At 69.7% G+C, this 24,459-nt stretch carries 21 protein-coding genes and 1 pseudogene; 10 read left to right on the forward strand and 12 right to left on the reverse strand.

The features are described from left to right. Positions 1–282 precede the first annotated feature (282 nt). Together KI388_RS11855 and KI388_RS11860 are read left to right on the forward strand one after the other, a co-directional pair. Positions 283–1,827: an acyl-CoA carboxylase subunit beta gene (locus KI388_RS11855; RefSeq protein ID WP_215086823.1), complete on the forward strand. Its 1,545-nt coding sequence runs from the start codon at positions 283–285 to the stop codon at positions 1,825–1,827. Then, on the forward strand, positions 1,827–2,132 hold the full coding sequence (locus KI388_RS11860; protein ID WP_215086824.1) for a hypothetical protein: 306 nt from the start codon (positions 1,827–1,829) through the stop codon (positions 2,130–2,132). The genes KI388_RS11855 and KI388_RS11860 overlap by 1 nt, the downstream gene beginning before the upstream one ends. A gap of 232 nt (positions 2,133–2,364) precedes the next feature. On the opposite strand, the gene KI388_RS11865 is transcribed toward KI388_RS11860, so the two are convergent. Continuing rightward, the gene (locus KI388_RS11865) at positions 2,365–2,610 is read right to left on the reverse strand and encodes a hypothetical protein (RefSeq protein ID WP_215086825.1); all 246 of its coding nucleotides are present in this window, start codon (positions 2,608–2,610) and stop codon (positions 2,365–2,367) included. 108 nt (positions 2,611–2,718) lie between these two features. On the opposite strand from KI388_RS11865, the gene KI388_RS11870 reads away from it, so the two are divergent. After that, positions 2,719–4,605 carry a biotin carboxylase N-terminal domain-containing protein gene (locus KI388_RS11870; protein ID WP_215086826.1) on the forward strand — a complete coding sequence of 629 codons (1,887 nt, stop codon included), beginning with the start codon at positions 2,719–2,721 and terminating at the stop codon, positions 4,603–4,605. 505 nt (positions 4,606–5,110) lie between these two features. Here the strand turns inward: KI388_RS11870 and KI388_RS11875 are convergent. Further along, a pseudogene (locus KI388_RS11875) lies at positions 5,111–5,332 on the reverse strand (3-keto-5-aminohexanoate cleavage protein); the annotation flags it as partial. A gap of 25 nt (positions 5,333–5,357) precedes the next feature. Continuing rightward, complete coding sequence (locus tag KI388_RS11880; RefSeq protein ID WP_215086827.1) at positions 5,358–6,614, reverse strand: RNA-guided endonuclease TnpB family protein; 1,257 nt, start codon at positions 6,612–6,614, stop codon at positions 5,358–5,360. 231 nt (positions 6,615–6,845) lie between these two features. On the opposite strand from KI388_RS11880, the gene KI388_RS11885 reads away from it, so the two are divergent. The 3 genes from KI388_RS11885 (at position 6,846) to KI388_RS11895 (ending at position 8,454) form a co-directional block, all read left to right on the forward strand. Further along, entirely contained in the window at positions 6,846–7,193 is a 348-nt protein-coding gene (locus KI388_RS11885; RefSeq protein ID WP_215086828.1) for a hypothetical protein, read from the forward strand. A gap of 191 nt (positions 7,194–7,384) precedes the next feature. Next, positions 7,385–7,855, forward strand: a complete 471-nt coding sequence (locus tag KI388_RS11890; RefSeq protein WP_215086829.1) for a TRAM domain-containing protein — start codon at positions 7,385–7,387, stop codon at positions 7,853–7,855. 113 nt (positions 7,856–7,968) lie between these two features. Continuing rightward, positions 7,969–8,454 carry a Tfx family DNA-binding protein gene (locus KI388_RS11895; RefSeq protein ID WP_215086830.1) on the forward strand — a complete coding sequence of 162 codons (486 nt, stop codon included), beginning with the start codon at positions 7,969–7,971 and terminating at the stop codon, positions 8,452–8,454. Positions 8,455–8,483: 29 nt separating this feature from the next. On the opposite strand, the gene KI388_RS11900 is transcribed toward KI388_RS11895, so the two are convergent. Continuing rightward, complete coding sequence (locus KI388_RS11900) at positions 8,484–9,521, reverse strand: succinylglutamate desuccinylase/aspartoacylase family protein (protein ID WP_215086831.1); 1,038 nt, start codon at positions 9,519–9,521, stop codon at positions 8,484–8,486. A 126-nt stretch (positions 9,522–9,647) separates the two neighbouring features. Here KI388_RS11900 and KI388_RS11905 point away from each other — a divergent pair, with 126 nt between their 5' ends. After that, the gene (locus KI388_RS11905) at positions 9,648–10,475 is read left to right on the forward strand and encodes an MBL fold metallo-hydrolase (protein ID WP_215086832.1); all 828 of its coding nucleotides are present in this window, start codon (positions 9,648–9,650) and stop codon (positions 10,473–10,475) included. Positions 10,476–10,535: 60 nt separating this feature from the next. Next, positions 10,536–11,654: a molybdopterin-dependent oxidoreductase gene (locus tag KI388_RS11910; protein ID WP_215086833.1), complete on the forward strand. Its 1,119-nt coding sequence runs from the start codon at positions 10,536–10,538 to the stop codon at positions 11,652–11,654. A 6-nt stretch (positions 11,655–11,660) separates the two neighbouring features. Here KI388_RS11910 and KI388_RS11915 read toward each other — a convergent pair whose 3' ends face one another. The 3 genes from KI388_RS11915 to KI388_RS11925 form a co-directional block, all read right to left on the reverse strand. After that, positions 11,661–12,053 (reverse strand): PIN domain-containing protein, encoded by a 393-nt coding sequence (locus tag KI388_RS11915; protein ID WP_215086834.1) that lies wholly within the window; start codon positions 12,051–12,053, stop codon positions 11,661–11,663. Next, entirely contained in the window at positions 12,050–12,262 is a 213-nt protein-coding gene (locus KI388_RS11920) for an antitoxin VapB family protein (protein ID WP_215086835.1), read from the reverse strand. Before KI388_RS11920 ends, KI388_RS11915 begins: the two co-directional genes overlap by 4 nt. Before the next feature lie 69 nt (positions 12,263–12,331). Then, the gene (locus KI388_RS11925) at positions 12,332–14,812 is read right to left on the reverse strand and encodes a DEAD/DEAH box helicase (RefSeq protein WP_215086836.1); all 2,481 of its coding nucleotides are present in this window, start codon (positions 14,810–14,812) and stop codon (positions 12,332–12,334) included. A gap of 331 nt (positions 14,813–15,143) precedes the next feature. Here KI388_RS11925 and KI388_RS11930 point away from each other — a divergent pair, with 331 nt between their 5' ends. Beyond that, positions 15,144–15,611 (forward strand): DUF5807 family protein, encoded by a 468-nt coding sequence (locus KI388_RS11930; RefSeq protein ID WP_215086837.1) that lies wholly within the window; start codon positions 15,144–15,146, stop codon positions 15,609–15,611. Between the two features lie 49 nt (positions 15,612–15,660). Here the strand turns inward: KI388_RS11930 and KI388_RS11935 are convergent, their stop codons facing one another. From KI388_RS11935 to KI388_RS11945, 3 genes are all read right to left on the reverse strand, one after another. Continuing rightward, positions 15,661–17,313 carry a long-chain fatty acid--CoA ligase gene (locus tag KI388_RS11935; protein WP_215086838.1) on the reverse strand — a complete coding sequence of 551 codons (1,653 nt, stop codon included), beginning with the start codon at positions 17,311–17,313 and terminating at the stop codon, positions 15,661–15,663. 581 nt (positions 17,314–17,894) lie between these two features. Then, complete coding sequence (gene metX, locus KI388_RS11940) at positions 17,895–19,193, reverse strand: homoserine O-acetyltransferase (protein WP_215086839.1); 1,299 nt, start codon at positions 19,191–19,193, stop codon at positions 17,895–17,897. Positions 19,194–19,197: 4 nt separating this feature from the next. After that, positions 19,198–20,526, reverse strand: coding sequence for an aminotransferase class I/II-fold pyridoxal phosphate-dependent enzyme (locus tag KI388_RS11945; protein WP_215086840.1), 1,329 nt, complete (start codon positions 20,524–20,526; stop codon positions 19,198–19,200). A 170-nt stretch (positions 20,527–20,696) separates the two neighbouring features. Here KI388_RS11945 and KI388_RS11950 point away from each other — a divergent pair, with 170 nt between their 5' ends. Beyond that, a complete protein-coding gene (locus KI388_RS11950; RefSeq protein ID WP_215086841.1) occupies positions 20,697–22,115 on the forward strand; it encodes a DHH family phosphoesterase in 1,419 nt (472 codons plus the stop codon). A 25-nt stretch (positions 22,116–22,140) separates the two neighbouring features. Here the strand turns inward: KI388_RS11950 and KI388_RS11955 are convergent, their stop codons facing one another. Next, positions 22,141–23,658 (reverse strand): molybdopterin-dependent oxidoreductase, encoded by a 1,518-nt coding sequence (locus KI388_RS11955; protein WP_215086842.1) that lies wholly within the window; start codon positions 23,656–23,658, stop codon positions 22,141–22,143. 148 nt (positions 23,659–23,806) lie between these two features. Continuing rightward, positions 23,807–24,370 (reverse strand): HalX domain-containing protein, encoded by a 564-nt coding sequence (locus KI388_RS11960; RefSeq protein ID WP_215086843.1) that lies wholly within the window; start codon positions 24,368–24,370, stop codon positions 23,807–23,809. Between the last annotated feature and the right edge of the window lie 89 nt (positions 24,371–24,459).

Raw genomic sequence — 24,459 nt, forward strand, 5'->3', positions numbered from 1 at the left:
TAGTACGCAGGTCGCTCCTACGGGTCAGTGAAACAGGCGAAGCCTGTCTCATCGGAAAGTGGTTCATCGGAGGTTTAAAAGCGTCGAACCGCCGGTCGGCGTGTGAACCGGAGCCAGGGCCGCTCCGCGGCGGTCGCGCGGTCGAGTTGATGCCATCGTTCGACGCAGTTCGACCCCGGCCGGATTCGACGGGCGTCGAACGCGGAAACGTCGGATAGGGGAACCCTTTTGACGGCGCTTGCCGACCCACGAGGTAATGACGCAGGGTGGTCCGCCGTGACGATGGACGACCGCATCGAAGACCTCCGGGAGCGCCGCGAGCGCGCGGCGAAGGGCGGCGGCGAAGACCGGATCCAGTCGCAACACGACAAGGGGAAGATGACCGCTCGCGAGCGGATCGACTACTTCCTCGACGACGGCACCTTCCACGAGTTCGACCGGTTCCGCACCCACCGCAACCACACCTTCGGGATGGAGGAGAAACAGATCCCGGGCGACGGCGTGGTGACCGGCTACGGCGAGGTGAACGGCCGGAAGACGTTCGTGTTCGCGCACGACTTCACCGTCTTCGGCGGGTCGCTGGGCGAGGTGTTCGCGGAGAAGGTGTGTAAGGTGATGGACAAGGCGATGGACGTGGGCGCGCCCGTCGTCGGCCTCAACGACTCCGCGGGCGCCCGCATTCAGGAGGGGGTCGCCTCGCTCGGCGGCTTCGCGGAGATATTCCGCCGCAACACGGAGGCCTCGGGCGTGATCCCCCAGATATCGGCCATCATGGGGCCGTGCGCCGGCGGCGCGGTGTACTCGCCCGCCATCACGGACTTCACGTTCATGGTGAAAGACACCTCGCATATGTTCATCACCGGACCGGACGTCATCGAGACGGTCACCGGCGAGGAGGTGAGCTTCGAGGAGCTGGGCGGCGCGGTCACCCACTCGTCGACCTCCGGCGTCGCGCACTTCGCGGAGGAGAGCGAGGAGGAGGCCCTCGACAACATCGCGCGGCTGCTCTCGTACCTCCCGGCGAACAACGTGGAGGACCCGCCCCGCGTCGAGCCGTGGGACGACCCGGAGCGCGCGGACGGCGAACTCGCGGAGATCGTCCCCGACGCCCCCCGGAAGCCGTACGACATGAAGGACGTGATCGGCAGCGTCACGGACGAGGGCTCCTTCTTCGAGGTTCACGAGAACTTCGCGAAGAACGTCGTCGTCGGCTTCGCCCGGCTCGACGGGCACTCGGTCGGCGTCGTCGCGAACAACCCCCGCGTGAACGCCGGCACGCTCGACATCGAGGCGAGCCAGAAGGGCGCGCGCTTCGTTCGCTTCTGTGACGCCTTTAACATCCCCATCGTCACCTTCGAGGACGTGCCCGGGTTCATGCCCGGCACCGACCAGGAGCACAACGGGATCATCCGCCACGGCGCGAAGCTGTTGTACGCCTTCTCGGAGGCGACCGTCCCCCTGCTCACCGTCATCACCCGGAAGGCGTACGGCGGGGCCTACTGCGTGATGTCGTCGAAGCACATCGGCGGCGACGTGAACTACGCGTGGCCGACCGCCGAGATCGCGGTGATGGGACCGAAGGGCGCCGTCAACGTCCTCTACCGCGAGGAGCTGGCGGACGCGGACGACCCCGACGCGCGCCGACAGGAGCTCATCGACGAGTACCGCGAGGAGTTCGCGAACCCCTACACCGCGGCCGACCGCGGCTTCGTCGACGACGTTATCGAGCCGACCGAGACGCGCGCGCGGCTCATCGAGGACCTGAAGATGCTGAAGGGGAAGCGTTCGGACCAGCCCGCGAAGAAGCACGGCAACATCCCGATCTGATGGCGGCCGACGACGAATCGGCCCACGGAGAACCCGCCGACGAAGCTCCCCCAGTCGCCGGCCTCTCGATCCCCGACGACGCCGGCGACGACGAGGCGGCCGCCATCGCCGCGGCGGTCGCGGCCCACCTCCGGGACGGCGAACTCGCCGCCGCGGCCGCCGCGAGCGGCGCGGACGACGGCCGCGACGAGGACCGCTGGGGGCTCGCCGCCCGGATCGACCGGCTTCACCGCCGTCGGGTCCGCGTGCCCGCCGACGCGCCGGCGGACCCGTGGGCCGCGGCCGGTCGAAGCGACCGGTTCTGAGCCGTCGTCCCGCAGCGCTGACTCTCTCGGCTCGGCTGACCCACCCGTGGCTGGCCGCGTAGTCGACACGTCGAACGGAGTCGCCGGACGTGGAGGCGTCCGGCCGCGTACATTCCCCCCGACGGCGCGGCGTCGGACCGTCGCGCCGTCGACCCGGCCCTGCCTCAGGGCGCGTTCGATGATACGCCCGCTGACATATATACCTGTGGTAACGTCTCTCTCGGTCGGTCGCTCAGCGCGCCTCCTCGTCGGCCGCGCCCTCATCCCCCGCCGCGGCGGTCGACTCGTCGCCGGGGCTCGCCGGTCCGCTTCGGCCGCCGAACAGGCGGTTGAGCACCGCCGGGACGACGACCACGAAAGCGAGGAGCGCCCCGATCCGGATCGGCAGCGATGCGTCGGTGACGACCGTCAGCCCGAGGTAGACGGCGGCGCCGGCCAGCACCGACGGCAGCACGTACGGGTTTCCCGCGTCGAGCATACCTCATCGTGGTGCCCGCGGTCCCCTTAACCTCCCGGCACGGACCGAGCGTCCTTTTCGACACGGACCGACAGAGTTTGGTAGCAGTTCGTGGAAGAACCGACAGGAATGTTCGATAAGGTTCTCGTGGCGAACCGCGGCGAGATCGCGGTCCGGGTGATGCGCGCCTGTGAGGAGCTCGGCGTCAACACCGTCGCCGTCTACAGCGACGCCGACAAGCACGGCGGCCACGTCCGGTACGCGGACGAGGCGTACAACGTCGGGCCCGCCCGCGCGGCCGACTCGTACCTCGACGGCGAGGCGGTCGTCGAGGCGGCGCGCTCGGCCGGCGCCGACGCGATCCACCCCGGCTACGGCTTCCTCGCGGAGAACGCCGACTTCGCGGCCCGCGTCGAGGCCGCCGACGGGATCACGTGGGTCGGTCCGGAAAGCGACGCGATGGAGCGCCTCGGCGAGAAGACCCACGCGCGCCGCGTGATGGACGACGCCGACGTGCCGATCGTCCCCGGGACGACCGAGCCGGTCACCGAGGTCGAGGCCGTCACGGACTTTGGCGACGAGCACGGCTACCCCGTCGCGATCAAGGCGGAGGGCGGCGGCGGCGGCCGCGGGATGAAGGTCGTCGAGAGCGCTGACGAGGCGGAGGAGGCGCTCGAATCCGCCAAACGCGAGGGCGAGGCGTACTTCTCGAACGACTCGGTGTACCTCGAACGCTACCTCCGGACCCCCCGCCACGTCGAGGTCCAGATCGTCGCGGACGACCCGGCGGCGTCCGACGACGCGGACGCCGACGCCCCGGTGACCGAGAGCGACGTCGTCCACCTCGGCGAGCGCGACTGCTCGCTCCAGCGCCGCCACCAGAAGGTGATCGAGGAGGGGCCCTCCCCCGCGCTCTCCGACGATCTGCGCGAGCAGATCGGCGAGGCCGCCCGCCGCGGCGTCGCCGCCGCCGACTACACCAACGCCGGCACGGTCGAGTTCCTCGTCGAGGAGGACCCCGACCGCGACCCGTCGGAGCCGCTCGGTCCCGACACCCCCTTCTACTTCCTCGAAGTCAACACCCGAATTCAGGTCGAACACACCGTCACCGAGGAGCTGACGGGGATCGACATCGTCAAAGAGCAGCTCCGGGTCGCGAGCGGCGAGGGCCTCTCCGTCTCGCAGGGGGACGTGGAACTGGAGGGCCACGCCATCGAGTTCCGGATCAACGCCGAGGACGCCGCGAACGACTTCCAGCCCGCAAACGAGGGGTCCCTGGAGACGTACGACCCGCCGGGCGGGATCGGCGTTCGCGTCGACGACGCGCTCCGGCAGGGCGACGAGTTGGTCACCGACTACGACTCGATGATCGCGAAGCTGATCGTCCGGGCCGGCGACCGCGAGGAGTGTCTCGCGCGGTCGAAGCGCGCGCTCGCGGAGTACGACCTGAAGGGCGTCGTCACCATCGTCCCCTTCCACCGACTCATGCTCGACGACGAGCGCTTCGTCGACGGGACGCACACGACGAAGTACCTCGACGAGGAGCTGGACCGGGAGCTGGTCGCCGAGGCGCAGGAGAAGTGGGGGACCGAATCCTCGTCGAGCGGCGACGACGACGAGGAGGTGACCGAACGCGAGTTCACCGTCGAGGTGAACGGCAAGCGCTTCGACGTCGAGTTAGAAGAGCGCGGGGCGCCCGCCATCCCGGTCCCGGAGGGCGGCGGGAGCGGTGGCGGGCAGCAGCGCCCGCCGCAGGCGACGTCCGACGATGACGGCGACGACGCGGTCGACGTGGCCGAGGGCGGCGAGGCCGTTGAGGCGGAGATGCAGGGGACGATTCTCTCGGTCGACGTCGACGAGGGCGACGAGGTCGCCGCCGGCGACGTGGTCTGCGTCCTCGAGGCGATGAAGATGGAAAACGACGTGGTCGCGGAGCGCGGCGGCACCGTCGCGAGCGTCCACGTCGACGAGGGCGACAGCGTCGACATGGGCGACGTGCTGATCGTACTGGAGTAAGATTACGCGTTTTTCGCGCGCGGTCGTTCATAAGTGAACGATACCACCGTGAGCGGTTCCGAAGTCTTAGCTACCTGTTTATAAATCGACGCTCCCGGACCGACGGTGAGAACCTCCAAAGCCCCAGCCGCGAGGCGGGCGCACGCTCGCTGCGCTCCTCGGTCGCTCACTTCGTTCGCTCCCTGCGGTGCTTGCGTCGTCATCAGAACGCTCCGCGTTCTGATTGGCTCACGAGAGCTCCGCTCTCGTGAACGCCTGTGCCCGCCTCGCGGCTGCCCCTTTGAGTCCCACCCCGCACAGCACCGCAACCGCGCCTCACGCCTCCCCAGCCTCGTCGGCCTCCCTCCGCTTCGCTCCGGTCGGCCGACTCCCTCGCGCGTGCGACTCGCGCCCTCCGGCCGCTCGCAGGCACGCGCCACCGCTCGTTTATTTATAAATAATCGGCGCTGTCGCTCGCTCCGTTTAAATACCGTACCGTTGCCGAGGTTCTCGATGCGCGCTCCCGTTACCGCCCGCGCAGGCCCAGCAGTTCCCGCGTCTGATCTGGGGTCGCTACGGGCCGCCCGAGTTCCTCCGCGATCCGCGCCGCCCGCTTCACGAGCTGCTCGTTCGTCGCCAGTTCCCCCCGCTCGTAGTACCGGTTGTCCTCCAAGCCGACCCGGACGTGCCCCCCGAGCAGCAGCGACTGGGTCGTCATGGGGAGCTGATGTGGGCCGAACCCGATCACGGTCAACTACCCCTCCCTACTTCGCTCACCCTGACGGGTTCGCTCGTTGAGGGAGGGGCTTGTCCGTGAACTCAGCCTCGAACCCGTCCGGGTGGGCGGTGAATCCGCCACTCGGCGTCACCGTTCCAGACTTTAGGGCGAGTTGACTGTCGCCCGTCCGCCGAGACGACTGTTGGCCTCGACGGACGTACCGCATCCCGATGTTCTTCGCCGCATTGTAATCCGCGTTCGCTTCCGACCCACACTTCACGCACCGGAACTTCGTGCGAGTTCGGCGATTCTCGTCTGCCGTGAATCCACACTCGGCGCACCGTTGCGACGTGTACGCCGAACCCACTTGCTTCACAGAGATGCCGACTGTTTCGGCTTTGTACGCCACTTGCTCGTACAGCGTTCGGAACGCCCACTTGTGCCCCCACGACGCACCCGTTCGGTCGCGGATGTCAGTCAAGTCCTCGAACGCGATAACGTCGCACTCGTATCGAAGTGCTTCATCCACGATCGCGTTCGACGCTTGGTGAACCACGTCACGAACGTATCGTCGTTCGCGTCCACTTGATTGTTCGAGCGTTCTATGGGCGCTTCGCGTACCTGTCTGTTGGAGTCCTGCACGGACTTTCTCGAACTCGCGGAGGTTGTGTGAGAGTTCGCGCCCATTAATGAATCGTGCTGTGCTGGTGACGGCGAGGTTTTCAATACCGAGGTCGACCCCGAGAACCGTTCCGTCCTCGGCGGTGTCTCGCTCAGTATCGGTATTGGGTCGACGGAAGCCGATGTGTAAAAAGTAGTCGCTGTCACGAGCGGTGAGTGTGCTTTCCGTGACGCTCCAGTGGTCGGCGTCGAGGTACTGCCGTTGGTAGCCATCCTCGGCTTCAGGGAGCGCAAGGTCACATCGAACGCGACTCTCCGTCGTGGAGAGTGACACTGTATCGTCATCGAACAGCGTCATCGTTCGAGTGTCGTACGTTACCGTGGGTGCGGTGAACGTGGGTTTGCTGGCCTGTTTGCCGTTCGAGCGGCGTTCGAGACAGCCGGTGATGGCTTGGGCGGCTTGGTGGGTGGCGAGGATCGCGTGCTGACTCCCGAGGTCGGTTTCTTCGCGCACGTCGTCGTAGGCGAGGGGTTGTACGTCGCTCTTGGCGTTACACTTCCCCCACGCCATGTCCGTGGCGAGTTGGCACCCACGCTTCCACTCGGAGATGGTTTCCTCAAGCAACTCGCGTTGCTCATCGTCTACCGAGAGGCGAGTGATTGCCGTCCGACGCACGTAGTCGTCTGCCACAGTTTCAATGTGTGTGAGTGGCTATTTATAAACTGGTGTTTGTGACAGATACGAACGCGCTCCTCCCCTCCCAACTCGCTCCCTTCGGTCGCTCCTTGAGGAAGGAGACTCCGCGCTACCGCTTCAGTTGAAACCACGCGTCCGGAGTTCCGACTCCGTTGGACGCGGCCCGCGCCGGTCCACCCCGATCCGACCGACGCTGTTTAACCGACCGCCCGAGAAGGGAACGGCATGGAGCCGGTCGACGACTGGCGCGAGGCGATCGCGGAGGCCGGAGAGCTGACCGGCCCGATCGCCGCGGCCATCGTCGGGGACCACGGCGACCGCGGGCAGCGCGCGATCGAGGCCGTCGGCGAGGGACGGGTGAAGGAGTACCGCGATTTCACCGTCGTCGTCGGCCACGAGGACGAGTACGTGATCGAGGACGGCGAGTGCACCTGCGCGGACGCGACGTACAACCTCGACCCCGACGACCCCGAGGAGCGCTGCTGGCACGCCATCGCGGCCGACGTGGCCGACGCGATCGGCGCCGTCGACCGCCACGACATGTGGTACTCCGAGGTCCGCGAGTTCCTGTGACGCTGGCGCGGTGCCCGGCCGCTCTCGGCGCCGCGCTCGCCGGCCCTCTCGGCGCCGCGACCGCCGACCGTTCTCGACGCCGCGTCTTCCCATCGAAGCTGCCGCCGCTCGGCCGCGTGAAGCGGTCGTTTTCGCGACGCTCGGTCTGAGAGTCGAAAACGTTTACAACGGCGGCCGGTCTCCCCTACGGTATGGCGGACTGTCCACTCGCCGACGACTGCCCCAGCTTCGACGAACGGATCCAGGGCATGGGGTGTCAACACTACGGCAACAAAGGCGGCGCGGAGTGGTGTAACCACTACGACATGCCGATATACGAGCTGAAACAGCAGCCGGTCCAGCCCGGCGAGGCGGTCGTCGTCGAGGTCGACGACATCCACGAGAGCGGCGCCGGCGTCGGGCGCACCGACGACGGCTTCATCGTCCTCGTCGACGGCGTCTTACCCCCGGCCCGCGCCGAGGTCAAGATCCACCGGGTGAAATCCAGCCACGCGACGGCGCAGGAAGTGATCGAGCGCCTCCCCGACGACCCGGACGAGGAGGAGACCGACGGCGACGTCGGAGACGCCGACGAGGGCGAGGACGCGGCCGACGAGCGGAGCCGCCGCGACCGCCCGGACCGCGAACGGCTCGGCAGCCGCGAGAACTTCTGGGGCAAGTGACGGCCTCCCGGGGCGGCCCCGCCCCACGGACAGTCCGGACGCCGTCGATTTCCGCGCGGCTCGACCGCGCGCGAAACCGCCGTTTTTTGACCGACCGGCCCGTCGGTGCCCACATGGTGGCAGACGACGAGCGGCCGGACCCGGCGGGCGTCGACGCCGACTCAATCTTAGAGCGAGGCGGCTTCGACGCCGACGAGAGCGTGCTCACTCGTCGGCAGGCCGAGGTGCTGGCGCTTCGCGAGCGCGGGCTCCGGCAGTCGGACATCGCGGACCGGCTCGGCACCTCCCGGGCGAACGTCTCAAGCGTCGAGGCGAGCGCCCGCGACAACGTCGAGCGCGCCCGCGAGACGGTCGCGTTCGCGGAGGCCCTGTCGGCGCCGGTCCGCGTCGAGATCGAGGCCGGGACCGACCTCTACGACGCGCCGAAGCGCGTGTACGACGCCTGCGACGAGGCCGGCGTGAAGGTGAACCAGACGGCGCCCGAACTGATGCGGGCGATAGGCGACCGCGCGGGCGACGCGGTCCGCGGCCGCGAGGTCCGCCACCGACTGTTCGTCACGGTCGCGGCGGACGGCCAGATCCGGGTCCGACGGCCGTAACCCCGACTTCCGGTCGCTTCTCTCCGCGCTTACTCCCCGTCGATCCGCTCAGCGACGCCGACGAGCGTCGCGCCTCCGGTGACGGTCGCCTCGCGCGCGACCGAGTACGCGATCCCGTCGCGGTCGGCGTGCGCGACTTGGAGGGTCTCGAACGTCGTCGGGTCGAACACCTCCCCGACCCGCGCCCCGTCCGCCACCCGGTCGCCGACGGCGAGGTCGGGTTCGGGAACGAACAGCCCCGAGTCCTCGGCTATCACCCGCCCGAGGTGGTTGCGCGCCACCGTCCCGTCCCACGGCTCGGGGTGGCCGTCGAGCAGCCCCTCGTGGCGAAGCACGCCGACCATTCCCCGGACGCCCGTCTCGACCGCCTCGGGGACGACCTCCTTGCTGTGGGCGAGTTCGGGCGTGACCGTCGGGATCCCCTCGCGCGTGGCGGCGACCCGGAGCTTCCCCGCGAATCCCCGCTCGTCCCACTCGGTGTCCGCGTCATCGCCGGCGGCCTCCGCGAGCAGGAGGTCGGTGCCGAACGCCTCCGCGAGCCCGCGGCAGGCGTCGTCGCCGCGCATGTACACCGTATGCGTCGCCATCGACGGCGACCCGGTGTGGAGGTCGACGATCGCGTCCGCCGCGCCCGCGAACCCCCAGAGCCGGGCCGCCATCCGCTCGTGGAGCGACCCCTCGTCGTCGCCGGGCCAACAGCGGTTCATGTTCGGCTGCCGCGAGTCGAGCGACTCCGGCGTCGTGTACGAGACGCGGTCGAAGGTGAGCGGGTCGGCCACGGGGACCGTCACGAGCGTCCCGGCGAGGTCGGCGGCCGACGGTCCGCTCGCGGCGTCCGATCCGTTGCCGACGAGCCGGTCGTGGAGCCGTCGGAGGACCGCGGCGCCGTTCACCTCGCGCCCGTGCTGGGCCGCCTGCGCGTACACCACGGGCGCGTCTCCCGGCGCGTCGAGTTCGGGACCGTCGTCGCCGTCGACGAGTTCGCCCTCGCCGTACGCGTGGACGGTCGTCCGGACCGGCACGCCCGAGGGGAGCCGCGCGAGGGTGAGGGTACGACTGGTGTGCATGCGTCCGGCTCGGGACGGCTCGGGGTTATACCTCCGGGGTGCGGTCGCGGCGACCCCGCGTCGCCGCCCGGTACCTTGTCCGCCGCGACCGCGGACGCTAAGGCCGTGGCCCGCGCACCGCGATCCATGCGGGTCACCCTCCTCGGGACGGGCGACACGACGGGGACGCCGACCGTCGGCTGCGACTGCGACACCTGCGAACGGGCCCGCGAGCGCGGGGTGTCGCGGTCGCGCTTCTCCGTCCACGTCGCCAACGAGCGCACCGGCGAGTCGCTCCTCGTCGACTTCAGCCCCGACTTCAGACAGCAGTTCCTCGCCGCCGACGTTCCCCTCCCGGACGCCGGGCTGGTGACGCACATCCACTTCGACCACCTCGACGGGCTGGGGAACGTCTACCGCCTCGTCGACGGGCTCCCCGTCCACGCTCCCTCGGAGACCGACCCGGCGACCGACGAGAGCGTCGCGGAGACGATCCGCGACAAGTACGACTACCTCGAAGACCGGATCGGCGTCCACGCCCGCGACCCCTTCGAGCCGTTCGAGACCTGCGGGTTCGAGGTCCGGTTCGTCCCGGTCGACCACCCGCCGCTCCGCTGTTACGGCGTCGTGATCGAACAGCCCGAGACCGGGGCGAAGCTCTCGCTCACCGGCGACACCAGCTACGACGTCCCCGAGGCCTCTCGCGAGGCGCTCGCGGACTCGGACCTCCTGCTCGCCGACGCAATCGTCCCCGCGTCGCTCTGCGAGCACCACCCGATCGGGGGACGCCACGAGGGCCCCGACGGCGTCCCGCGGACGTTCGGCACGAAGCACATGACCCGGGAAGGGGCGCTCGCGCTCGCGGACGACCTCGACGCCGACCGGACGCGGCTCGTCCACCTCGCGCACTTCTACCCCGCCGACGAGGCGTTCGAAGAGCCGCTGGCGGTCGACGGTGAGGTCTACGAGCTGTAGCGGGGCGGACTCCCCTCGCGAACTGTAGCCTTTTGTCTCGGTAGCACGTACCACGCGTGAATGGCCGCGACGGACCGACTCCGGACCGCGCTCGACCGGCTGGAGCCGCCGCCGCGCGCGGTGGACTGGTCGCTGTTCGCGTTCGTCGCCGCCGAGGCGGCCACCGGGCTGGTCTCCTTTACCGTCGGCGTCCCCGAGGGGTGGCCGCTGTTCTGGCTCCACCGCGCGCTCGGCGTCGGGGTCGTCGTGCTGCTCGCGTGGAAGCTCTCCCGGGTCCGCCGCCGGCTCACCGACCCGACCCTGTGGCGACGGTCGACCGCGCTCTCCGTCCTGACGCTGGTCGCCGCCGTCGGCGCGCTCGCGACCGGCGTCGCGTGGGTGTTCGGTCTCGACGTGCGGCTCTCGTACTGGACCCTGCTGTCCGTCCACGTCGGCTTCGGCCTCGCCCTCGTCCCGCTCGTCGCCGCGCACGCGGCGACCCGCTTCCGGCTCCCGCGCCGCGTCGACTTCGAGCGCCGGCGGACCGCCGTCCGCTACTTCGCGCTGCTGGCGGCCGGCGGCGCGACCTACCGGCTCCAGCAGGGGGTCAACGACGCGCTCGACACCGCCGGCGCCGACCGCCGGTTCACCGGCTCGCAGCCCCGCGAGGGCGCGGGCAACGGCGCCTTCCCGATAACCTCGTGGGTCGCGGACGACCCCGATCCGATCGACCGCGACGGCTACCGGTTGGCGGTCGAGGGGCTGGTGAGCGACCCCGTCGAACTGACCGCGGCGGACCTCGCGGCCGGCCACGAGACGGAGGCGCTGCTCGACTGTACGAGCGGCTGGTACACGGTTCAAGAGTGGAGCGGGGTCCGAGTCGGCGACCTGCTGGACGCGGCCGGCGGGCCGGAGGCGGCCGCCGGCGACGAGGAGGCGACCGACCGCGAGCCCGCCTACGTCCGGTTCACCTCCGTCACCGGCTACCGCTGGAGCCTCCCGCTGGCGGAGGCCGAGGACGCCCTGCTCGCCACGCACGTCGGCGGCGAGCGACTGAGCCACGGGCACGGTGCGCCGGCCCGGCTGGTGGCGCCCGACCGACGCGGGTTCCAGTGGGTGAAATGGGTGACGCGGGTGGAAGTCAGGTCGGAGTACGACCTCGGGCAGTGGGTGGTGACGCTGGTGAGCGGGTTCGACTGAACCCCCTCAGACGAAATCGACCTCGAGAGCGTCACGAATCCCATCGACGCTGAAGTCGGTGTCCGACACGGCGAGCCGTTCGTCCTGTGCGACGGCGGCCCCCGCGATGAAAGCGTCACGGGCCGCGAGGGGATCTCCCTGATCACGGAGCGCATCCTGAAGCACCGCCGCTTCGCGAGCGACCGCCGCCGAGGTGTCGATCACATCTATCCAGTCCAGCGCCTCGTCGACCGCGCCGAGGTCCGTCGATCCCGTCTTGAACACCTCTCCTTGATACACTTCGAACAGCACGAGCGGCGGAGCGACCGCACGCTCGTCGGCGTGAGACTCGACATATTCGACGGCGGGGGATCGTCCGGCGAGGTAATCGATGAGGACGCTACTGTCGTACAGTGTCACCGCGAGTCGACCCCGCGTTTCATCTCCCGGCGTTTCTCTCGGGCGCGCTCCGGCGCGTCGGTTCCCTCCCACAGACCGGCCCCGGACCGCATATCCTCGCGGCGCTCGCGAAGCAACCGCGTCAGCAGGTCGTCGAAGGTCTCGTCGTCGCCTTTCAGCGACGCGAGTGCGGCGTGTGTCTCCTCGTCGACGCGGATGCTCTTGCTCATATCTGCTCGTATACTACCTCGTATACAATATCCTTTCGCCGCCGTTGCCGTTCGTACCGTCGATCAAGGCTATTCGTACTCGCTCCCGACGACCTCGCGGATGCGCTCCGCGGTCACCGGGCCGACGCCGTCGACCTCCAGGAGGTCGTCCTCGGGCGCGGTCATCACGGCCTCGACGGTGCCGAAGTGTTCCAGCAGGGTGCGTGCCGTGACCGGGCCGATGTCCGCGATGGCGGAGACGACGTACTCCTGCTGTTCCGCGCGGGTCTTCGTCGTCTTCTCGCCGTGGACGCTCACCTCGCGGTCGCGCGTCTCCTGCTCCCGTTTCGCGACCGTCGCGAGCAGTTCGGTGGTGTCCTCCTCGCCCTCGGTCCGGAGCACGCTCACGTCGAAGTCGACCGCGAGCGACGCGAGCGCGCCGCGGATCGCGTTCGGGTCGATGTCGCGCTGGCCGTAGAGATTCGTCCCCTCGACGACCATCACGGGGCGGGCGTAGGCGCGCGAGAGCTCGCCCACCTGCTCGAACATCGAGCGGTCGGCGTCGAGCATCGAGTCGACGAAGTCGGCCGCGGACTTGCGCTCGACGGCCACGCGGTCGGAGAGCACGTAGTCGCCGACCGCGAGCGTCTCCAGCCGGGTGACGAGGCCGTCGCGCGTCGAGAGGTCCTTCGCGATGGAGGAGTCGAGCTCGCGCTGGTCGACGACGACCTCGACGCCCTCGTCGACGCCCGCGGTCGCGACGACGGCGTCGTCGCCGGCCGCCGCGTCCTCGTCGGTTTCGTCGGCCTCCGTCCCCTCGCTTTTCGCCTCGTCCCCGCCGGATCGGGCCTCCGCCGCGAAGTCGGTGAGTCCGGCGTCCCCGTCCTCGCTAGCCCCGTCGTCCTCTTCGTCGCTGTCCTCGTCGAGCGCCTCCGCGCCGGCGTCGACCTCGGCGTCCGCGTCACTCCCGTCTTCGGACCCCCCGCCGAACGCGTCGAGGCCGGCCTGTCCGTCGTCGCCGACGGTCTCCTCGATGTCGTCGGTGGCCTCCTTCAGCTCGGCCAGTTGGCTGGCCATCTTCTTCTCGCGGCGCCGCGAGATCCAGAAGAACGCCTCGTCGCGGGTGTCCTCGGCCATCAGGACGACGACCTTCCCCTCCGCCTGCCGGCCGGTCCGGCCCTTGCGCTGGATCGAGCGGATCGCGGTCGGGACCGGTTCGTAGAAGCAGACGAGGTCGACCTCGGGGACGTCGAGCCCCTCCTCGGCGACCGACGTGGAGACGAGCACCTCGAACTCGCCCGACTTGAACTCGTCGAGCGCCTCCTGCTGCTGCTTCTGCGTCATCCCGTCGGAGCCCTCCTTGTCGCCCTGTCCGACGAATTTCCGTACGTCGAAGCTGGCGGAGAGGAACTCCACGAGCGCCTCGGCGGTGTCGCGCGACTCCGTGAAGAGGATGGCGCGCTCGCCCTCGTTGATACCGAGGGTTTCGGCCAAGAGGATCCGGGCCTTCGAGAACTTCGGGTGGAGCCCGTCGAACGACTCCGCCTTCCGCATCGCCTCGCGAACCTTGGGGTCCGCGACCATGCGCTGGCTCGCCTTCGACGCGCCCGACGAGCGGGCGGCCTCGCGCTGGCGCTCGAAGTAGCGCCGGACGGACTCGACCGACTGGGTCTCGACCAGTTCGGTCGCGCGCCGGAGCTTCATCACCTCGGCGTGGGTGCTCATTCCCTTGTACCCGTCCGACTGGTCGTTGTCCATCATCTGCTTCAGCTGCCCCCGCATCTTGTTGAGGTCCTTCTGTGACAGGTCCGGGTTCGTCGTGTTCGTCACCCCCAGCCGTTTCAGCTTCTCTAACCGGTCGGTGATCACCTCGTTGAGCGCGTCGCGGATGTCTAAGACCTCGTCGGGGAGCGTCACCTGCTCCCACTGCACGTCGGTGTCGTGGGTGTACTCGTCGACGTCGGCGTCCTCCTCGGTCATCACCTCGACGTTCACGAGTCCGAGGTTCTCACAGACCGTCTCGATCTCCTCGGTGTCGCCGCCGGGCGAGGCGGACATGCCGGTGACGAGCGGGTCGGCCGCGTCGGCGTGGTAGCGCTCCGCGATGTAGACGTACGCGTAGTCGCCGGTAGCGCGGTGACACTCGTCGAAGGTGAGGTGGGTCACGTCGCGCAGCGAGATCCGGTTGCCGACGAGGTCGTTCTCGACGACCTGCGGGGTCGCGATCACGATCCGGGCGTCCTCGAACAGCGCGGCGCGGTCGTCGGGCTTCACGTCGCCGGTGAACACGACTATCTCGTCGTCCGGAACCGAGAGCGCCTCGCGGTAGAAGTCAGCGTGCTGCTGGACGAGGGGCTTGGTGGGGGCCAAAAACAGGGCCTTCCCGCCCGCCTCGTGGAGGCGCTCGGCGGTGACGAGCAGGCTGACCGTCGTCTTGCCGAGGCCGGTCGGCAGACAGACGAGGGTGTGTTCGTCGGCCGCGGCGTCGGCCAGCTGGAGCTGGTAGCGGCGTCGCTGGAGGAAGTCGTCGACGAGCAGGGGTCTGTCGATCCCGGCGGCCTCGGTCGCCATCGGCGGTGCTTCGCCGCCGTCGGCCTAAAGCCTTCGCGAAGCGGGGTGAAAGTTATCCGTCTGTTGAGCGCTCCTCTCGGAGCTCTTCGGGGACGTCCTCGTCGACCAGCTGCGCCCACTCCGCCAGCCGGTCGCCGGATCTGCTTTGCGTGCTCATCAAGCGACGGATCTCCGTGACGCGTATTAACATTTACCCTGATTCTGCACGATTTAACATCGGTCGGCCGGCTCCGGCGTCGCCCCGGCGTCGGAGCGCGCGCTGCGGCGACACGCAGCGCCCCCGTCCGGCCCGACTCGCACGCCTTTTACCGCTCACGCGCCTCTGGCCGGCATGAGCAAACTCGACGAGTTCCTCGCGGGCGAGCGGCTCGACGACGTGGTCTTCTACGTGAGCGACGCGTACCTCGACGACGACTCCCGGCTCCGGAGCGTGGGCACCGAGACCGACGGCGGCGTCCGGCTGATCCTCGACGGCGAGACCGGCCGCTCCGCGTTCCAGGCGGGCACGGGCATGGGCGCGATGGAGTTCGCTAAGACGGCGATGGGCGCCGACGGCGAGATCGCGCGCACCCTCGACGACGGGGTGTGCCCGTTCGCGAGCGACGGCGACGGGGGGGACGCGGGCGAGGGCCCCGACGGCGACCACGGGATCCGGTTCGTCTTCGCGTTCGCGGAGGCGCAAAACGAGGAGGTCGGCGGGCTCTACGCCGAGGGCGACGTGGTCCACGCGTACGCCCACTGTACCTGCGGCGAGAGCTACTCGCACAAGTGGGTCATCGGCGACCGCGACGGCGAATAAGATCGGCGGCGACCGCGACGGCGAAACGACGGCGGCGCTCTGTTCGGCGCTACTCCTCTTCGGGCGCGTCGTCTTCCGGCACCGCCCCATCGACGAGCGACTGGTCGCCGTACTGCTCGCGGAGGTCCTTCTTCGAGAACTTCCCGGTGGCGGTCTTGGGCACCTCGTCGATGAACTCCACCGCGTCCGGCACCCACCACTTGGGGTACTCGTCGCGGAGGCCGGTCTCGATCCGCTCGACGATCTCCTCGCGGTCGACGCCGTCGGCCACGACGACGAACGCGACGGGGCGCTCCTGCCAGCGCTCGTGGGGGACGCCGACGACGGCCGCCTCGCTGACGCCGTCGTAGGCCATGATCGCGTTCTCCAACTCGACGCTGGAGATCCACTCGCCGCCGGACTTGATCACGTCTTTCGTGCGGTCGACGAGCTGCATGTAGCCGTCCTCGTCGACGGTGACCACGTCGCCGGTCTTCAGCCAGCCGTCGACGAACTCCTCCTCGTTGGCCTCGGGGCGCTTGAAGTACTCCTTCGTGACCCACGGGCCGCGGATCCGGAGCTCTCCGAAGTCCTCGCCGTTCCACGGCACCTCCTCGCCGTCCTCGTCGATGACCTCGAACTCCAGGCCGGGGGCGACGAGCCCCTGCTTCGAGCGCTTGTTCACCTGCGTGTCGTAGTCAGCGTCGCGCAGGTCGTCTTTCAGGTGCGAGACGGTGCCGATGGGCGACAGCTCCGTCATCCCCCACGCGTGGAGCACCTCCACGTCGCGCTCGTCGTACCACTCGACCAGCGCCTTCGGCGCGGCCGCGCCGCCGATGATCACGGTGTCGAGCGTCGAGAGGTCGACGTCGTTGCCCTCCTCGATGTACTCGCGCACGCCGAGCCACACCGTCGGGACGCCCGCGGAGACGGTCACGCCCTCCTCCTCGATCAGCGCCGCGAGGTCCGCCGGGTCCGGCGAGGGACCGGGGTAGACGTGTTTCGCGCCCGCGGCGGCCGCGGTGAACGGCATCCCCCACGCGTTGACGTGGAACATGGGGACGACGGGCATCACCACGTCGGAGTCCTCCATCGGGATCCCCTGCGGCGTCTGGGAGGCCATCGTGTGGCTCCACAGCATCGACTGGGTGTACTCGACGCCCTTCGGCTTCCCCGTCGTGCCGGAGGTGTAACAGAGGCCGGCGGGCTGGTCGCCGTCGAGGTCGGGCCAGTCGTACTCCGTCGAATGGTCCGCGATGAACTCCTCGTAAGCGGGGGCGTCGAGCGCGTCGATCCCCTCGGAGCCCATGGCGACGAAGTCGACGCCGTCGAACTCCTCGGCGCCCTCCGCGGCGCCCGCGATCTTCTCGGCCAGCGACGGGTCGACGAAGATGATCTCGTCGTCGGCGTCGTCGACGATGTACCGGATGTGCTCGTCGGGCAGCAGCGGGTTGATCGTGTGGAGCTGCGCGCCCGTGTTCGGGACGCCGAAGTACGTCTCGAAGTGACGGGTGTTGTTCCAGCAGAACGTCGCGACGCGGTCGCCGCGCTCGATCCCGTGGTCGTCCAAGGCGTTCGCGAGCCGGGCCGTCCGGTCGGCGTACTCGGCGTAGGTGTGCCGCGTGCGCCCCTCGTGGGTGCGCGAGACGATCTCGGTGTCCGGGTACAGTCGCTCCGCGCGCCACATGAACGGTCGCAGGGTCTGAGCGTGTCCGCCTGGCATACCTCTCACACGACGAGGTCGGGAACTATGAACGTTATCATGATTGATCGTGATTATGTGATACGGGGATCCCGAGAACGCCCGTTCCGCCTCGACCGCTCAGTTATAACTGGCTGAGTGCGGATCGCCGGTAAGCGCCTCCGAAATCCCGGCTGCTCGCTTATAAATAGACGCTCGACGCGAACGCCGCCGAAGCCCCAGCCGCTCGGCCGTACGATGGTAGCTCTTATAAATAGACGCTCGACACGAACACCGCCGAAGCCCCAGCCGGGAGGCGGGCGCACGCTCGCCGCGCTCCTCGGTCGCTCACTTCGTTCGCTCCCTGCGGTGCTCGCGTCGCCTGCGCCCGCCTCCCGGCTGCCCCTTCGAGTCCCGCCCCGCACCGCACAGCACCTCACGCCTCCCCAGCCTCGTCGGCCGGTCTCCGCTTCGCTCCGACCGGCCGACTCCAGCGAGGGACCGAAGGTCCCTCTGGCAGCCGGCGCGTAGCGCCGGCGACCTCGCGCGGTGCCGTTCGCGGCCGCCGGAGGCGGTCGCTCACGGGCACGCGCCACCGCACAGAAACTATTTAAAAGAAACAGTTATCCCCGAAACAGGCTCGCGTGGACCGGTGCGTGGTCGGAATTCGGTCGGGGGTCGTCGCCGTCGTCGTCGCCCTCGTCGGAGACGGCGCGGCCGTCGACGCCGTCCGTGAGGAAGTCTCGGACCGGCGGACCGACGTGTTCCGGCTCGACGAGGAACGCGTCGTGGCCGTGGTCGGAGTCGACGACGTGGTGCGCGACCGGCACGTCGACCTCGCGGAAGGCGTCCGCGAGCGACGCGGACTGCTCGACGGTGAAGTGCCAGTCGGCGGTGAAGCTCACGAGGAGGGCCTCGCCCTCGAAGGCGGCGAGCGCGTCGGCGTCGGCGCCGTGTCCCGCGGCGAGGTCGTACTCGTCCATCGCGCGCGTCAGGTAGAGGTAGCTGTTCGCGTCGAAGCGGTCGCCAAAGCCCTCCGCCTGGTAGTCGAGGTACGACTCCACCTCGCGGTACGGGAAGAAGCCGGCCGTCGGCTCCGGCGGTAAGCCGAGGTCGCCGTCCTCGCGCGTGAGCGAGTCGCGGCCGGCCGACCGCCGCCCGAACTTGCGCTCCATCGACGCCTTCGAGAGGTACATGACGTGCCCGATCTGGCGGGCGATCGCGAGCCCCTCCGTCGGGTCCGGGCGGTCGTCGCCGTAGTAGTTCCCTTCGTTCCAGTCCGCGTCGGCGCGGATCGCGCGGCGGGCGACCGCGTCGAGCGCGAGACACTGCGCGTCGAGGCGCCCGGCGGTCGCGATGGCGACCACGCGGTCGACGTCGTCCGGGTAGCGCTTCGCCCACTCCAAGGCGTTCATCCCGCCGACGCTCCCGCCGACGACGGCGCGGAGCCGCCCCACGCCGAGGTGGTCGAGCAGGCGGCGCTGCGCGCGCGCCCAGTCCTCGACCTGGACCGGCGGGAACGCGGTCCCCCACCGGTCGTGGTCCGGCTCCTCGCGGAGGTCGAGGTCCGCGGGCCGCTCGCTGGCGGGACCGGTCGTCCCGTAACAGGAGCCGGGGACGTTCGCGCAGACGACGTAGTGCTCGGTCGTGTCGATGGCCTTCCCCGGGCCGACGACGTCGTCCCACCACGCGCGGGCCTGCCCGGCCTGTCCGGCTCCCGTCGTCTCCGCGTCGCGCTCCGGCTCCGGCGACCGCGCGACGTTCTGGCTCCCGGTGAGCGCGTGACAGATTAACACGACGTTGTCGCCGTCGAACTCGCCGTGGGTCTCGTAAGCCACCTCGAAGTCGGGGACGGACTGCCCGCACTCGAAGGTGAACTCCCCGAGCGAGGCGACGCCGTGGTCTGTCGGGACGGCGCTCATCGGTTCACGCCCCGTCCCCGCTCGCGACCCCCTCGTCTCCGGCCCGCTCCGTCGCGGCGCGCTCGCCCGCGGCCAGCCCCGCGTCGAGGTCGGCTATCACGTCTTCGGGGTCCTCGATGCCCACCGAGAGGCGGAGCATCTCCGGATGGACGCCCGCGAGCCGCTGTTGTGCCTCGTCCATCTGCGCGTGCGTCGTCGAGGCCGGGTGGATGACGAGCGTCTTCGCGTCGCCGATGTTCGCGAGGAAACTCGTCAGGTCGACCGACTCGCAGAACGTCTTGGCGGCCGCGTACCCGCCGTCGGCGCCGAAGGTAACCATCCCGCCGAAGCCGTCGAGGTACTCCGCGGCGTTCTCGTGGCTCCGGTGGTCCTCGAAGCCGGGGTAGCTCACCCAGTCGACGCGGTCGTCGTCCCGGAGGAACTCGGCCACCTCCCGCGCGTTCTCGCAGTGGCGCTCCATCCGCAGCGGGAGCGTGTTCAGCCCCTGTATCGTCTGCCACGCGTCGAAGGGCGACTGCTGGCCGCCGGTGGGGCGCACGCCGCGCTGGCGGGCGACGTTGGCGAACGCGGCGTCACCGAACTGCTCGACAAAGTCGATCGGGTAGGCGGGCGACTCGCCGTCGAGTTCCTCGTAGTCGGCGTCCGGGTGGCCCCACGGGAATCGTCCGCCGTCGACGACGACCCCGCCGACCGTCGTGCCGTTGCCCGTGATCCACTTCGTCGTCGACTCCCAGGTGATGTCGGCACCGTGTTCGATCGGCCGACAGCAGTACGGCGTCGCGAACGTGTTGTCGACGACGAGCGGCACCGCGTTCTCGTGGGCGACCGCCGCGAGGCGCTCGAAGTCGGGCGTGACGAGCGAGGGGTTCGCGATCGTCTCGACGTGGACGAACGCGGTGTCGCCGTCGATCGCCTCCTCGTAGGCCTCGTAGTCGAGCGTGTCGACGAGCCGGACCTCGATCCCGCGCCGGTCCGCGATGCTCGTGAGGTACGCGGCCGTCCCGCCGTACATCTCGGAGCTGGCGACGACGTTGTCGCCCGCGCTCGCGAGGACGGTCGTGATCGCGTCGAACGCGGCCATCCCCGACCCCGTCGCGACCGCGTCCGACCCGCCGGAGAGGTCCGCGAGCCGCTCCTCTAAGACGTTCACCGTCGGGTTCGAGAGCCGGGAGTAGATGTGGCCCTCCGCCCGGAGCGTGTACAGCTCCGCCGCCGTGTCCGCGTCGTCGAAGACGTACGAGGTCGTCTGGTGGATCGGCGTCGCGCGGGCGCCGGTGGCCGAATCGGGCTCGGCGCCGGCGTGGAGACTCCGGGTGTTGAACCCACGTGTCATGTTTGTAGCTCATACGTCTACGCACTTCTATAACCGTCAGTTACGGCAATTGATGCCCCTTCGGCTCGCCGTCCGCGTCGCCCGGACCGCTCGCGCCGCGGACGGCACGCGCCTCTCCCGCGTCCCGCCGAAGCGTGCGTTTATGACCGATCGGGCGCCAACCGGTGGTAATGGCAGTCGCCGCCCCCGTCCCCGACCTCGAAGCCCGCGCGACCGACTGCGCCGACCGCCTGCGCGAGGCCGGTCGGGTGCTGCTCGCCTCGCACATCGACGCCGACGGGATCACGAGCGCCGCGATAGCGTCCACCGCGCTCGCCCGGGCCGGAATCGACCACGAGGTCGTCTTCGAGAAACAGCTTGACGCCGACTCGATCGCCGGCATCGCCGCCCGCGAGTTCGACGTGGTGCTCTTCACCGACTTCGGCTCCGGCCAGCTCGACCTCATCGCGGACCACGAGGACCGCGGCGACTTCGTCCCCGTCATCGCTGACCACCACCGGCCCGCCGACCGCGACACGCGGTACCACCTCAATCCCCTGCTCGAAGGGATCGACGGCGCGAGCGAGCTGTCGGGCGCCGGCGCGAGCTACCTCCTCGCCCGCGCGCTGGAGGGGCCGGACGGCGACAACCGCGACCTCGCCGCGCTCGCGGTCGTCGGCGCGGTCGGTGACATGCAGGACTCCGACGGCGGGCTCGTCGGCGCCAACGAGTCGATCGTCGCGGACGGCGTCGACGCCGGCGTCCTCGAGGCGCGGACCGACCTCGACCTGTACGGCAGACAGACCCGCCCGCTCCCCAAGCTCTTGGAGTACGCCTCCGACGTGAAGATTCCGGGCGTCTCGAACGACGAGGCGGGGGCCATCTCCTTCCTCACCGACCTCGACGTCGACGTGAAACGCGACGGGGAGTGGCGGCGCTGGGTCGACCTCGACGGCGAGGAGCGGCGGACCCTCGCGTCGGCGCTGATGCGCCGCGCGGTCGCCTCGGGCGTCCCGTCAGACCGGATCGAGGCGCTCGTCGGCACCTCCTACACGCTGGTCGACGAGGAGCCCGGCACCGAACTCCGCGACGTCAGCGAGTTCTCCACCCTCCTCAACGCGACCGCCCGTTACGAGCGCGGCGACGTGGGCCTCGCGGTGTGTCTCGGTGACCGCGGCGACGCGCTCGCGGAGGCGCGCCGGCTCCTCCGCACCCACCGACAGAACCTCTCCGAGGGGCTTCAGTGGGTCAAAAACGAGGGCGTCACCCACGAGGACCACCTCCAGTGGTTCGACGCGGGGTCGCGCATCCGCGAGACCATCGTCGGCATCGTCGCCGGCATGGCGGTCGGCTCCCCCGCGGTCGACCGTTCGAAGCCGGTGATCGCCTTCGCGGAGGAGAGCGCCGAGGCGCTGAAGGTCTCCTCGCGCGGCTCGCACGCGCTCGTCCGGCAAGGCCTCGACCTCTCGGCGGTGATGCGCGAGGCGAGTCAGTCGGTCGGCGGCGACGGCGGCGGCCACGACGTGGCCGCGGGCGCGACTATCCCGACCGACGAGCGGGACGCGTTCCTCGCCGAGGCGGACCGGATCGTCGGCGAGCAGCTCTCCTGAGCGGTCGCGGAACCACGCTCGCCCGTCAGCCGACCGTCCGTCGAACCCACCCCGACGCGCCGCTCGGCACGGGGCCGGACGCCTCCCGCGTCTGGCGCGTCCCCTCGCCGTCGACCGCGCGGACAACGACCTCGTGTTCCCCGCCGGGCTCGAAGACGTGGCGCCACTGCCGCCAGACGTCCGCGTCGGGCAGGGGATCGGAGAGGTCGGCGTCGGTCCAGGAGTTGCCCCCGTCGGTCGAGACCTCGACGTGCTCGACGCCGGGACTCCCGGCGTATGCGTGGCCGGCCAGTTCGATCCGGCCGTCGTCGAGCTCCGTGATCCCCTCGTCCCAGAGCTTGGCGACGGTGGTCACCTCGCCGGTGCCCTCCCAGCCGCGCTCCTCCCAGTAGCCGTCGTCCTCGACGTTCAGGAGTTCGATCTCCGTGAGCCACTTCAGGTTCGTCTCGCCCCAATGGCCCGGGATCAGCACCCGGACCGGGTGGCCGTGGCTGGTCGGAAGCTCCCGCCCGTTCATTCCCCACGCGAGGAACCCCTCCGCGAGGACGTCGACCGGGAACTGGACGTAGTACCCGTCCTCGCCGCGCAGCATGGCGCAGTTACAGTCGCCCTGCGGGTCCACGGATTCGAGCAGCGGCCGGATCGGCGTCCCCGTCCAGACGGCGTTCCCGATGCGGCGGCCGTTCAGGTCCTCGCCCACGCACCGCAGCGTCACAGCGCGGTTCTCGACGGGGCGGTCGATCAGCTCGTCGAGGTCGACTGTCCGCTCGCTCCCGGTCTCGCCGGTGAACGTCACCGACCACTCGTCGGCGGTGACCTCCGGGTCGAACTCCGCGATGTCGACGTTGTAGAACTCGCCGATCGGCGTCACCATCCTCTGGTGACCGTCGCTCTCGAACGCCAGCGAGGCCGAGTCGAGTTCCTGGAGCCGCGCGCCCGCGCCCTCCGACCGCGGGGCGTCGGCGAGGGGGTCGTCCCCCGACGCGAGCGCCTGACGGCCCACCGCGGTCGCGGCGACGAACCCGAGCGCCCCGGCGACGACCGCAAGGGTCCGGCGGCGCACCGCGTCGACGACGGCCGGCGCGTCCCTCACAGTGCCGGTGTCGCCTCCGGACGGTGCCGCGGACGGAGGCAACCAGCCCGCCCCGACGACGGCTGCCGCGGAGAGCGCCGCGGCCACCGCTCCAGCCGAGGGTCCAGTCAGCCCGGCGGCGAGCAGCCACGAACCGCCGCCGGCGACGGCGATGCCAGCCGCTCGCCGGTCCGTGCGCGTGGCGAGCAGAAGTCCGGCGAACGCGACTGCTCCGAACAGCCCCACCACCGCCGCGAACGCCAGCGCGATGTGGATCAGGTGTCCCGCCTCACCGAGGGTCTCGATCGCGAGCGTCACCACCGGTCCCGGCGTCAGGTTGACAACGGCCTGGTCGACCGGTCTGACGACGAACGACGGCGTCCACCCCGCGAAGAGGTACGAGCTAGCGACCGCCGCCACGCCGGCAGCCGCGGCGAGGAGCACATCTCGACGCTCGGTAACGTTGATCACGATACAAGTTCGGTTCACAGCTACTTGAACCACCTCCTCGAACAAAGCGTGTCGACCGTCATCGACGAAGAATATCTCGCGGTGACCGCGGGCGTGCGCTATCGAGGCGGAAGACGAGAGAAATCGCGGCGAGGCGGTCGGCGTCGCGTCAGGCCTCGCCTAGGTCGCGGAACATCGCTCGGTAGTCGTCGGTCGACAGCGACTCGCCGAGCTCGTCGATGTCGGCGTCTAAGTCCTCCAGCCGCTCGACGAGTTCGGCGTACGCCTCGTTCCCCTCGCGCTGCGCGGCCGGCTTCTGCGAGCTGAGCACCGCGCGCTTGCTGGCGAGCGCGGCGGCTTCCTGGATGAGGTCGTCGTACTCGTTGCGCGTCAGGAGCGTGTCGATGGCCCCGAGCAGATTCGAGCGGCTCACCGGCTTGGTGAGGTACAGGTCGAACCCCATGTCGATGATGTCGAAGTCGGGCTCGACCGCGGTGACCATCGCCACCCGACAGTCGTACCCCTGCTCCCGAATGTGTTCCAAGACGTCGTCGCCGCTCCCGTCCGGGAGCCGGCGGTCGAGGAGCACCACGTCGACGGCGGCGTCGACCCGGTCGATCGCCTCGGCGGCGGTCTCGGCGACGTCGACGTCGTACCGCTCCTCTAAGAAGCCGGCGTACAGCGCCGCGATGTCGGGCTCGTCCTCCACGACGAGTATCGACGGGTCGCTCACCGTCGACCACCGCCGGGAGCGACGTGACACGCTTCACCGGACATACACGAACGAGCGGCATGTCGAGAGATAAAACTGTCGCCGTCCGT

The organism is Halorubrum sp. 2020YC2 (assembly GCF_018623055.1).
GTDB lineage: Archaea > Halobacteriota > Halobacteria > Halobacteriales > Haloferacaceae > Halorubrum.